Raw genomic sequence first — 11,340 nt, forward strand, 5'->3', positions numbered from 1 at the left:
TCGACTGGCGTCTCGCCCCGTACGACATCGCGGGCTCCCGCGCCCACGCGCGCGTGCTGCACAAGGCCGGCCTGCTCACCGAGGACGAGCTGCGGCGGAGCCGCATGCTCCAGGGGCGCGGGGAACTGCGCGACCAGCCACGACGTAGGCCGCACTCGGCAATGGCGGCGGACGGGGCAGGGCGGTGGCCGCGATAGCGTGCGGGCCGACCGATGACAGCGCCCCGAAGGAGACACTGGTGAGCGTCAGCAACATCGCGCCGGGTCACACGGACCCGTTCGGCACAGCCAACTTGCGGCGCGGGGTGCTGGACGGCTGGGCCGCGAGCGCCGCCCGGTTCCGGGAGGACGCCAACGCCGAGGAAGACCTCGCCCTGGGCGGCTACCGGGACCGCCTGGTGATCGAGCTGGCGCAGAACGCCGCCGACGCCGCCGCCCGCGCGAGGACCGAGGGCCGCCTCGCCCTCACCCTGCGCGACGGAGTCCTGGCCGCCGCGAACACGGGCGCCCCGCTGGACGCGGCCGGTGTCGAGTCGCTGTCGACGCTCCGGGCGTCCGCGAAGCGGGAGGACACCGAGGGCGCCGTGGGCCGCTTCGGCGTCGGGTTCGCCGCCGTGCTCGCCGTCACCGACGAGCCGGCCGTCCTGGGGCGGACCGGGGGCGTGCGGTGGTCGCTCGGCGAGGCCCGCATCGCCGCCGCCGACGCCGCGCTGCACAGCCCCGCCCTCGGCGACGAGCTGCGCCGCCGCGACGGCCACGTACCGCTGCTGCGGCTGCCGTTCGCGGCGGAGGGGCAGGCGCCCGAGCCGTACGACACCGTCGTCGTCCTGCCGTTGCGGGACGAGGCCGCGGAGGCGCTCGCCGCCCGGCTCCTGGACGAGATCGACGACACGCTGCTGCTTGCCCTGCCGGGGCTCGCCGAGGTCACCGTCACGACCGGCGAGGGGACGCGTGTCCTGCGCCGCCGCGTCGAAGGCCCGTACACCGTCGTCACGGACGACGCCCGTGACCCCGCCGACCTGCGCTGGCGCACCGTCACCCGGTCCGGCGCGCTCGCGCCCGCGCTGCTCGCCGACCGGCCCGTCGAGGAGCGGCTGCGTCCGCACTGGTCCGTCACCTGGGCGGTGCCCGTCGACGGCGAGGGCGCCCCGGCGCGGCCGGTCAGCGAGCCCGTGCTGTACGCCCCCACCCCCAGCGACGAGGCCATCGGCGTGCCCGCGCTGCTCATCGGGTCGTTCCCGCTCGACACCGCCCGGCGCCACGTCGCCCCGGGCCCGCTGACCGGCTTCCTCACCGAGCGCGCCGCCGACGCCTACGCCGAGCTGCTCGGCGGCTGGTCCCCGGTCGGCACCGGCATCCTCGACCTGATCCCCGGGCCGCTCGGCAAGAGCGAGCTGGACGGGGCCCTGCGCGCCGCGATCCTGGAGCGGCTGCCCCGCACCGCCTTCCTGCCGCCCGCGCTCGCCCCCGGGTCCGACGACGACGAGCGGCCCGTCGCGCTGCGGCCCCGGGACGCCGAGGTCGTCGAGGGCGTCGGCGCCGACACCGTACGCGTCCTCGCCGAGGTGCTGCCCAGCCTGCTGCCCGCCGGGCTCGAACGCCGTACCGAGCTGCGGACGGTCGGCGTCGCGCGCGTACCGCTGACCGAGGCCGTCGACCGGCTCGCCGGCCTGGAGAAGGAGCCCGACTGGTGGCGGCGGCTCTACGACTCGCTCGCCGGTGTCGACCCCGACCGGCTCAGCGGGCTGCCCGTGCCGCTCGCCGGGGGCCGCACCGTCATCGGCCCGCGCCAGGTGCTGCTGCCCACCGCCGAGGCGTCCGCCGTCCCCGGTGACGCGCTCGCCCGGCTCGGCCTCAAGGTCGCCCACCCGGACGCCGCGCACCCGCTCCTGGAGAAGCTGGGCGCGCTGCCCGCCACGCCCCGCGCCGTCCTCACGACCCCGCAGCTGCGCGCCGCCGTCGCCGCCTCCTTGGACGACGAGCCCGCCTGGGACGACGAGGGCGCCCTGAGCGTCGACGAGCTGGCCGACGTCGTGCTCACTCTGGTGCGCGACGCCCACCTCGACGTCGGCGACGAACCCTGGCTCGGCGCCCTCGCCCTCCCCGACGAGCACGGCGACCTCGCCCCCGCCGCCGAACTCGTCCTCCCCGGCAGCCCCGTCGCCTCCGTCCTGCGCGAGGGCGAGCTGCCGTACGTCGACGAGGAGCTGGCCGGGCGGTTCGGCGAGCAGCCGCTGGCCGCGTGCGGGGTCCTCGCCACGTTCGCACTGGTCCGCGCCACCGACGTCGTCCTCGACCCGGACGAGCTGGAACCCCGCGACAGCGACTACCCCGAGCCCGACGACGCCGGTCTCCTCGACGCCGTCGACGTGTGGTGCGAGGACGTCCTCGACCGGCTCCCCGACACGCCCGTACCGCCCGTCGCCACCGAACTCGTCGCCGTACGCGATCTCGACCTCGTCGACGAGGACCGCTGGCCGCAGGCGCTCGCCCTGCTCTCCCAGCCGCCCCTGCGCGACGCCCTCACCCAGCCCGTCCGCGTCCTGCTGCCCGACGGCACCCATGAACTCGTCCGCCCGTACACCGCCTGGTGGCTGCGCGGCCACCCCGTCCTCGACGGGCGCCGCCCCGCCGGACTGCGCGCCGAGGGCTCCGACCCGCTCCTCGACGGCCTGTACGAGGCCGCCGACGCCCGCGGCTTCGAGGACGAGCAGGTGCTGCGCGCCCTGGGCGTACGGACCTCCGTCGCGTCCCTGCTCGACGAGCCGGGCGGCGCGGCCGAACTCCTCGACCGGCTCGCGGACGAGGAGCGGCCGGTGGGCGCCGCCCAATTGCACGCCATCTACGGCAAGTTGGCCGAACTCGACCCGGAGCAGGTGACCCTGCCCGACGAACTGCGCGCCGTGCGGGACGGTTCCGTGGTCGTCGTCGACGCGGCCGACGCCGTCGTCGCCGACGCGCCCGACCTGCTTCCGCTCGCCGCCGGGCGGGCGCTGCTGCCCGTCGCCCCGGCCGGCGCCGCGCACCTCGCCGAGCTGTTCCAGGTGCGGCGGCTGAGCGAGGCCGTCGAGGCGGAGGTGAGCGGGGAGGGCGTCGAGCACCCCGTCCCCGACTCCGTGCGCACGCTGCTCGGGCCCGCGACCCCGGCCTCGTACGTCGAGCACGAGGAGCTGTACGTCGCCGGGGTCGAGGTCGACTGGCGGCGCGCCCCCGACGGCACGGTCCACGCGGCGACCCTGGAGGGGGTCGCGGCCGGTCTCGCCTGGGCGGCGGGGCAGTGGCCGCGGCGGTTCGAGGTGGCGGCGCTGCTTGAGGACCCGTCCCGTACGGAGGAGTTGGCGTGGGATCGCTGGTTCGACTGAGGCGTCGGTGACAGCGTGTGATGAGATGTAGATCACGTGAAGATCCAGCGAAGTCCGTGCAACCAGGGGTGGGGTTGACAGGTCTATTTCACGAGTCAACAGACTCCTAGACCACTTGGGACCCGCGTGACAGCGCAAGCACCGCGGGTCCCCTTCTCCACCATGGGGAACACATGCGCATTCGTGCCACCGCGGCCGCCGTGACGGTCTCCGGCGCCCTGGCCCTCACCGCGCTCGCCGTCCCGGCGGCGCAGGCGGACGACACCTGGTCCGGCGCGGGCACCGCCAAGGAGTCCCTCGTCGAGCTGGCCCAGCAGCACGCGCCGTCGGGCGAGGCCAAGAAGTCCGCCCGCGCCCTCGCGAACGACCCGGGCCAGGCCTACGCCCTGGACGTGAAGTTCTCGAAGGTCTCGGTCAACAAGGGCAAGCCGCTCGTCGCCGGCGCGTCCGCCAAGGGCAGCGTGCCCGTCACCTACACCGTGAAGTACGGCACGGACCCGGGCATCTGGGCCGACGACTTCATGCTCGGTATCAACCTCTTCTGGAGCGCCGCCGACGGCTCGGACGGCAACTTCCTCGGCACCGGCATCTCGCACTGCAAGGATGTCTCGGTCGGCGTGGCCGACTGCACGACCACGCTGGCCTTCGACCCGAAGCTCGATCTGATGAACAGCGACGCGGGCGCCAAGTGGAACGTCGAGGGGCTTGCCATCGCGCCCAACGGCCAGGACCTCGAGAGTGACAACGTCAACTGGAGCAAGGTCGGCATCGCCGAGCAGTTCAACGTCGCCAAGAAGGCCGCCTTCCAGCGTTACTCCAAGCTGACCACGAACGCCGCCCCGGAGCCCATCAAGAAGGGCAAGACCCTCACGGTCACCGGCTCGCTCGTCCGCGCCAACTGGGACACCAACAAGTACGCGGGCTACACCAAGCAGAAGGTGACGCTCCAGTACCGCAAGAAGACGTCGAGCACCTACTCGAACGTCAAGACCATCACCTCGGACTCCAGGGGCAACCTGAAGACCACGGTCAAGGCGTCCGCGGACGGCTACTACCGCTACAAGTTCGCCGGTACCTCCACCACCCCGGCGGCCACCTCGGCCAGCGACTTCATCGACGTCCGCTGACCTGACCCCGGGTCACACCGGGAAGCGGCGGCCGACCCACCTCCACAGGAGTTCGAGGGCGGCCGCCGCCACCACCGCGACGCCGACGGCAGTCCACGGCATCGCGGTCCCCACCAGCTTCAGCGCGAAGAAGTCCTGCAACCACGGCACGGCCAGGACCAGCAGGAACCCGATCCCCATCGCCGCCACGAGGCACACCCGCCACCACGTGTAAGGCCGGGCGATGATCGCGAGCACCCACATCGAGATCAGGAACAGCGTCAGCGTCGCCGAACTGGTCTCCGCGTCGAGCGCGCCCCCGCCCGTGTAGAAGTGCCGGGCGATCATGTACATCGCGAACGTGGCGAGCCCGGCGACGACGCCGCCCGGGATCGCGTACCGCATCACCCGCTTCACGAAGTGCGGCCTGGCCCGCTCCTTGTTGGGCGCCAGCGCGAGGAAGAACGCGGGGACGCCGATCGTCAGGGTGGACAGCAGCGTCAGGTGCCGCGGCAGGAACGGGTACTCCACCTGGCAGCAGACCACCAGCAGCGCCAGGATCACCGAGTAGACCGTCTTCACCAGGAACAGCGTCGCCACCCGCGTGATGTTGCCGATGACCCGCCGCCCCTCCGCGACGACGGACGGCAGCGTTGCGAACGAGTTGTTCAGGAGCACGATCTGGGCGACCGCGCGCGTCGCCTCGGAACCGGAGCCCATGGAGACGCCGATGTCGGCGTCCTTGAGGGCGAGGACGTCGTTCACGCCGTCGCCGGTCATCGCCACCGTGTGGCCCTTCGACTGGAGCGCGCCCACCATGTCCCGCTTCTGCTGCGGGGTGACCCGTCCGAACACCGTGCCCGCGTCCAGCGCGTCCGCCATCTCGGCGTGGTCCGCGGGCAGGGTACGGGCGTCGACGGTGTTCTCCGCGCCGTCCAGGCCGAGCTTGCCCGCCACCGCGCCGACGGAGACCGCGTTGTCGCCGGAGACGACCTTGGCTCGTACGTCCTGCTCGGCGAAGTAGCGCAGGGTGTCGGCGGCGTCGGGGCGCAGGCGTTGTTCCAGGACGACGAGGGCGGCGGGCTCGGCGCCTCGTGTGATCTCCGGGTCCTCCAGATCGCCGTGCACGCGGGCCAGGAGCAGGACGCGTAGGCCCTGCTGGTTGAGGTCGTCGGTCTCCGCGAGCGCCGGGTGGTCGTCGGGGAGCAGGACGTCGGGCGCCCCGAGCAGCCACGCGCTCTCCGCCCCGTCGTCCTCGGCGAACGCGGCGCCGCTGTACTTGCGGGCGGAGGAGAAGGGGAGGGCGTGGACGCAGCGCCAATCCTCGGTCTCCGGGTAGGCGTCGATGACCGCCTGGAGGGAGGCGTTGGGGCGCGGGTCGGAGGCGCCGAGCGCGCCGAGGACCTTGCGTACGTACGTCTCGTCGGCGCCGTTCAGGGGGCGCAGCTCGGCGACGTCCATGCCGCCCTCGGTGAGCGTGCCCGTCTTGTCGAGGCAGACGGTGTCGACGCGGGCCAGGCCCTCGATCGCGGGGAGTTCCTGCACCAGGCACTGCTGGCGGCCGAGGCGGACGACGCCGATCGCGAAGGCGACCGAGGTGAGCAGGACCAGGCCCTCGGGGACCATCGGGACGATGCCGCCCACCGTGCGGGCGACGGAGTCCTTGAAGCCGTGCTCCTTGACGAACAGCTGGCTGACGACCAGGCCGATCGCGGTGGGGATCATCATCCACTGGACGTACTTGAGGATCGTGGAGATGCCGGAGCGCAGCTCGGAGTGGACGAGGGTGAACCGGCTGGCCTCCTCGGCGAGCTGCGCCGCGTACGCCTCGCGTCCGACCTTCGTCGCGGTGAACGCGCCGCCGCCCGCGACGACGAACGACCCCGACATGACGGTGTCGCCGGGCCGCTTCACGACGGGGTCGGCCTCGCCGGTGAGCAGGGACTCGTCGATCTCCAGGCCGTCGGCCTCGGCGCAGGCGCCGTCCACGACGATCTTGTCGCCGGGGCCGATCTCGATGAGGTCGCCGAGGACGATGTCGGAGGTGGCGATCTCGGTGGAGGCCCCGTCGCGCCGGGCCTTGGGCCGGGACTCGCCGACCACGGCGAGGGAGTCCAGGGTCTTCTTCGCGCGCCATTCCTGGACGATGCCGATGCCGGTGTTGGCGATGATCACGAAGCCGAAGAGGCTGTCCTGGATCGGCGCGACGAACAGCATGATCAGCCAGAGGACGCCGATGAGGGCGTTGAACCGGGTGAAGACGTTGGCCCGGACGATCTCGGTGAGCGAGCGTGAGCTGCGTACGGGGACGTCGTTGACCTCGCCGCGGGCGACGCGCTCCGCGACCTCCTCACCGGTGAGCCCCTTCGCCCGTCCCGGGGCGGGTACCGGGTGCACCGGGTCCAGTTCGGCGCCCGCGTCGATGTGCGTCATGCGTTCGACAGTACGGGCGATTTCGCGGCGATGCGCGGCTTTACGCCGCTTCTGCGGCAGTCCCTTCCGCGGCAGCCCTCTTGATCGCCGCGTCGCGCTTGCGCACGTACCAGATGCCGATGAGGCCGAGGCCGCCGCCGGCCAGGCAGGTCCACACCCACCAGGTGTGCCCGTGGTCGTCGAACCAGCCGTAGAACGGGAGCTGTACGAGGAAGAGGACGAACCACAGGATCGTGCCGCCGGTGATGGTGGCGACCACGGGACCCTCCAGGGGTTCCGGTGCCTCGTGCTGCGGGGTCCACTTCGCCATGGCCCTAGCTTACGAGGGCGGGGGCCCGAGCCCCTCTCCAACCCCTCCCCGCCCGGGCGCCGCTTGGGTCTACGCGCGGAGATAGCGATTTCGGCCTTATATGTTCATACTGAAACCGCCTGAGTCTGGCCACTTCTGTTCGTACGAAACGCCAACGGAACATCGGGGAAACCGGTTGGCGGTCACGCGAGGATCAGACTCGATCACGTTCCCGCCCGCAGAAGCACCGTCGCTTCGATGGCACCGCTCCGAAATACCGCTGAGGTCTCCCATGTCCACTTCGGCCACCGCCCCGGTCGATGCCCACGAACAGCCGCCGTCGGCGCCGAAGAACGGCTTCGACCGGTACTTCAAGATCTCCGAGCGCGGCTCGACGGTCGGCCGTGAGGTCCGTGGCGGCTTCGCCACCTTCTTCGCGATGGCCTACATCATCGTGCTGAACCCGATCATCCTCGGCAGCGCGAAGGACATGTACGGGCACCAGCTCGACAACGGCCAGCTCGTCACCGCGACCGCGCTGACCGCCGCGTTCACCACGCTGCTCATGGGTGTCATCGGCAACGTGCCGATCGCGCTCGCCGCGGGCCTCGGCGTCAACACCGTCGTCGCCCTCCAGCTCGCGCCGCGCATGTCGTGGCCGGACGCGATGGGCATGGTCGTCCTCGCGGGCTTCGTCGTCATGCTCCTCGTCGCCACCGGTCTGCGCGAGCGCGTCATGAACGCCGTGCCGCTCGGCCTGCGCAAGGGCATCGCCATCGGCATCGGCCTCTTCATCATGCTGATCGGCCTCGTGGACTCCGGCTTCGTCTCCCGGATGCCGGACGTCGCGCAGACCACCGTGCCGCTCCAGCTCGGCGCCGACGGCCACCTCAACGGCTGGCCCGTGCTGATCTTCGTACTCGGCGTGCTGCTCACCCTCGCGCTCCTCGTGCGCAAGGTGCCGGGCGCGATCCTGATCTCCATCGTCGTCATGACCGTCGTCGCGGTGATCGTCGAAGCCGTCGCCGACATCCCCTCCTGGGGCCTGACCTCCCCGAAGTGGCCCGGCAACCCGATCTCCACGCCCGACTTCGGCCTCGTCGGCGACGTCAGCCTCTTCGGCGGCTTCCACAAGGTCGGCATCCTGACCGGCATCCTCTTCGTCTTCACCGTGCTGCTCTCGTGCTTCTTCGACGCGATGGGCACGATCATGGGCATCAGCGACGAGGCGCACCTGACCGACGAGCGCGGCCAGATGCCCGGCATGAACAAGGTCCTCTTCATCGACGGCATCGCCGTCGCCGCGGGCGGCGCCTCCTCGGCCTCCGCCACCACCTGCTTCGTGGAGTCCACGGCGGGCGTCGGCGAGGGCGCGCGCACCGGCTTCGCCAACGTGATCACCGGCGGCCTCTTCGCGGTCGCGCTGTTCCTCACGCCGATCGCCACCATGGTCCCGTCCCAGGCGGCCACCCCCGCGCTGCTCGCGGTCGGCTTCCTGATCCTGTCCGGTGGCATCCGCGCGATCGACTGGAGCGACTACACCATCGCGATCCCGGCGTTCGTGACGATGCTGATGATGCCGTTCACGTACTCGATCACGAACGGCATCGGCATGGGCTTCATCACCTTCACCGTGCTGCGCGTCGTCGCGGGCCGCGCCAAGGAGGTGCCGGTCGCCATGTACGCGGTCTCGGCCGTCTTCGCCTTCTACTACCTGATGCCGGCGCTCGGCCTGACCTGAGCCGCCGATCCGTCGTGCCGGGGCGGCGGCCGTGCGTCAGGCCGCCCCGTAGAACCTCTCCGTCTTCTCGACCGCCGATTTGAAGCGTTCGTCGAAGTCGTCTCGAATGAGCGTCCGGGCCACGTAGTCCTGGACGCTCATTCCCCTTTTCGCGGCATGCCCCTTGAGCCGGTCGAGCAGCTCACCGTCTATCCGCAGGCTGAGCACTGTCGATCCCATACGGAACAGGGTCGCGGCCCCGACACGCCCGGTGGGTCACTTTTTGCCGCCGTCTCACTCGTACGGGTGATGTAGGCCGGTGGTGGCGCGTATCACGGGCCTCTCACGCCTCAACCGGTAGTCGTTAGACACAGTAATGAGTTATGCTAACGAACATGCCGGACCTCTCCCATGGCGATGACGTAGCCGCCGTGAACTCCCTGCGCTCCGCCGTGATGCGCCTGTCCCGTCGCCTCAAGCACCAGCGGGTCGACGAATCGCTGAGCCCCACCGAGATGTCGGTGCTCGGCACCCTCGCGAGCTGCGGCTCCGCCACCCCGGGCGAACTGGCCCGCAAGGAACACGTGCAGCCGCCGTCGATGACCCGCATCGTCGCGCTCCTCGAGGCCAAGGGCCTCGTCGCGCTCGAACCGCACCCCGAGGACCGCAGGCAGAAGGTCGTCACCTCGACCGAGCGGGCCGAGACCATGCTCGCCGAGTCCCGCCGCAAGCGGAACGCGTGGCTGGCCGACCTCGCCGCCGGGCTCGACGAGGACGAGTGGGCCAAGCTGCGCGCGGCCGCGCCCGTCCTGGAGAAGCTGGCACACCTTTAGAGAACGTCGCCGAGAAGGCACCCAGCACGACAACCGCCGAGGAGGCGAACCCACTTTGAGTACGGGACCCGGAGCAGACTCCGCACCCGCACCGACCACCCACGACTCCACCGCCCGCCCCCGCAAGACCTCGATGTTCGCGAGCCTCAAGGTGCGCAACTACCGCCTGTTCGCGACCGGGGCCGTCATCTCCAACACCGGCACCTGGATGGCCCGCATCACCCAGGACTGGCTGGTCCTGTCCCTCACGGGCTCCTCCGCCGCCGTCGGCATCACCACGGCGATGCAGTTCCTCCCCATGCTCCTCTTCGGTCTGTACGGCGGCGTGATCGCCGACCGGTTCGCCAAGCGGAGCCTGCTCTTCTGCACGCAGGGCGCGATGAGCCTGTCCGGCCTCTTCCTGGCCGCGCTCACGCTCTCCGGGAACGTGCAGGTCTGGCACGTCTACGCCGCCGCGTTCTTCACCGGCCTCGTCACCGTCGTCGACAACCCGACCCGGCAGTCCTTCGTCTCCGAGATGGTCGGCCCCGACCAGGTCCGCAACGCCGTCTCCCTCAACTCCGCGAACTTCCAGTCCGCGCGGCTCATCGGCCCCGCCGTCGCCTCCGCGCTGACCGCCGCCGTCGGCCCCGGCTGGGCGTTCCTCGCCAACGGCCTGTCCTTCCTCGCACCGCTCACCGGCCTCGCGCTGATGCGCACCCGCGAACTGCACGAGACCAAGCGGACCCCGCGCGGCAAGGGGCAGCTCCGCGAGGGCCTGCGGTACGTGTCCGCGCACCCAGAGCTGATCTGGCCGATCGTGCTCGTCGGATTCGTCGGCACCTTCGGCTTCAACTTCCCGATCTGGCTCAGCGCCTACGCGGACGACGTCTTCCACGGCGGCGTCGGCCAGTACGGCATGTTCAACACGCTGATGGCGGTCGGCTCCCTCGCCGGCGCCCTGCTCGCGGCCCGCCGCCGCTCCACCCGCCTGCGGGTCCTGGTCGGCGCCGCGATCGGCTTCGGCGCCCTGGAGGTCCTGGCCGCGTGGGCGCCGGGCGTCTGGGCGTTCGCCCCGCTCATCGTGCTGCTCGGCATCCTCGGCCTCACCGTCAACGTGACGGCGAACTCCACGGTCCAGATGGGCACCGACCCCGAGATGCGCGGGCGCGTCATGTCCCTGTTCATGATGGTCTTCACCGGCGGCACCCCGCTCGGCGGCCCCCTCTTCGGCTGGCTCGCCGACCAGTACGGGGTCCGGGTCAGTCTCATGCTGGGCGGCGTCATCTGCGGCGTCGCGGCGGTCGGGGTCGGGCTCATGCTGGCCCGCGCCGCGAATCTGCGGCTCAAGGTCGATCTGCGGCGCGGGGAGCGGCATGTGCAGTTCGTGCCGCGGGAGCTGGCCGCGGTGGCTTAGGGCCGGTCGCCGGGTCGCGCCGTTGCGGGCGGGGGTCGTTCCCGGTCTCCCGGCCGGTGGGGCTTCTCGCGCAGTTCCCCGCGCCCCTGGAGCATGCGGCTTCGCCGCAGCCCCAGGGGCGCTGAGATGGCGCACGCAGTGCGCATCTCAGGGGCGCGGGGAACTGCGCGAGCAACCACGACGAAGGCCGCACCCGAAGACG

General features: G+C 71.6%; 9 protein-coding genes. 6 read left to right on the top strand and 3 right to left on the bottom strand.

Features of this window, described 5'->3' with window-relative positions; translation table 11 throughout:
• The 3 genes from ABZ877_RS39405 to ABZ877_RS39415 all read left to right on the top strand — a co-directional run.
• The coding region (locus ABZ877_RS39405; RefSeq protein WP_361081471.1) for a hypothetical protein at positions 1 to 197 on the top strand (197 nt) is incomplete at its 5' end.
• A 41-nt stretch (positions 198 to 238) separates the two neighbouring features.
• Entirely contained in the window at positions 239 to 3,361 is a 3,123-nt protein-coding gene (locus tag ABZ877_RS39410) for a molecular chaperone Hsp90 (protein ID WP_361081447.1), read from the top strand.
• 173 nt (positions 3,362 to 3,534) lie between these two features.
• Positions 3,535 to 4,488, top strand: coding sequence for a hypothetical protein (locus tag ABZ877_RS39415; protein ID WP_361081450.1), 954 nt, complete (start codon positions 3,535 to 3,537; stop codon positions 4,486 to 4,488).
• A gap of 12 nt (positions 4,489 to 4,500) precedes the next feature.
• On the opposite strand, the gene ABZ877_RS39420 is transcribed toward ABZ877_RS39415, so the two are convergent.
• A complete protein-coding gene (locus tag ABZ877_RS39420; protein ID WP_361081453.1) occupies positions 4,501 to 6,900 on the bottom strand; it encodes an HAD-IC family P-type ATPase in 2,400 nt (799 codons plus the stop codon).
• Positions 6,901 to 6,940: 40 nt separating this feature from the next.
• Entirely contained in the window at positions 6,941 to 7,210 is a 270-nt protein-coding gene (locus tag ABZ877_RS39425; protein WP_361081456.1) for a DUF2530 domain-containing protein, read from the bottom strand.
• A gap of 271 nt (positions 7,211 to 7,481) precedes the next feature.
• Here ABZ877_RS39425 and ABZ877_RS39430 point away from each other — a divergent pair, with 271 nt between their 5' ends.
• Complete coding sequence (locus ABZ877_RS39430; protein WP_361081459.1) at positions 7,482 to 8,930, top strand: NCS2 family permease; 1,449 nt, start codon at positions 7,482 to 7,484, stop codon at positions 8,928 to 8,930.
• A gap of 36 nt (positions 8,931 to 8,966) precedes the next feature.
• On the opposite strand, the gene ABZ877_RS39435 is transcribed toward ABZ877_RS39430, so the two are convergent.
• The gene (locus ABZ877_RS39435) at positions 8,967 to 9,149 is read right to left on the bottom strand and encodes a ribbon-helix-helix protein, CopG family (protein ID WP_361081462.1); all 183 of its coding nucleotides are present in this window, start codon (positions 9,147 to 9,149) and stop codon (positions 8,967 to 8,969) included.
• A gap of 155 nt (positions 9,150 to 9,304) precedes the next feature.
• Here ABZ877_RS39435 and ABZ877_RS39440 point away from each other — a divergent pair, with 155 nt between their 5' ends.
• Both ABZ877_RS39440 and ABZ877_RS39445 read left to right on the top strand, forming a co-directional pair.
• Positions 9,305 to 9,742, top strand: a complete 438-nt coding sequence (locus ABZ877_RS39440) for a MarR family transcriptional regulator (protein WP_361081465.1) — start codon at positions 9,305 to 9,307, stop codon at positions 9,740 to 9,742.
• Between the two features lie 55 nt (positions 9,743 to 9,797).
• The gene (locus ABZ877_RS39445) at positions 9,798 to 11,138 is read left to right on the top strand and encodes an MFS transporter (protein ID WP_361081468.1); all 1,341 of its coding nucleotides are present in this window, start codon (positions 9,798 to 9,800) and stop codon (positions 11,136 to 11,138) included.
• The last annotated feature ends 202 nt before the right edge of the window (positions 11,139 to 11,340 follow it).

The sequence above is a fragment of the Streptomyces sp. NPDC046939 genome (assembly GCF_040644575.1).
Lineage (GTDB): Bacteria > Actinomycetota > Actinomycetes > Streptomycetales > Streptomycetaceae > Streptomyces.

What these genes read in the sequence shown, in the direction of transcription:
- ABZ877_RS39415 (WP_361081450.1), top strand. Translation starts at nt 3,535, where the DNA reads ATGCGCATTCGTGCCACCGCGGCCGCCGTGACGGTCTCCGGCGCCCTG.
- ABZ877_RS39420 (WP_361081453.1), bottom strand. Translation starts at nt 6,900, where the DNA reads ATGACGCACATCGACGCGGGCGCCGAACTGGACCCGGTGCACCCGGTA.
- ABZ877_RS39425 (WP_361081456.1), bottom strand. Translation starts at nt 7,210, where the DNA reads ATGGCGAAGTGGACCCCGCAGCACGAGGCACCGGAACCCCTGGAGGGT.
- ABZ877_RS39430 (WP_361081459.1), top strand. Translation starts at nt 7,482, where the DNA reads ATGTCCACTTCGGCCACCGCCCCGGTCGATGCCCACGAACAGCCGCCG.
- ABZ877_RS39435 (WP_361081462.1), bottom strand. Translation starts at nt 9,149, where the DNA reads ATGGGATCGACAGTGCTCAGCCTGCGGATAGACGGTGAGCTGCTCGAC.
- ABZ877_RS39440 (WP_361081465.1), top strand. Translation starts at nt 9,305, where the DNA reads ATGCCGGACCTCTCCCATGGCGATGACGTAGCCGCCGTGAACTCCCTG.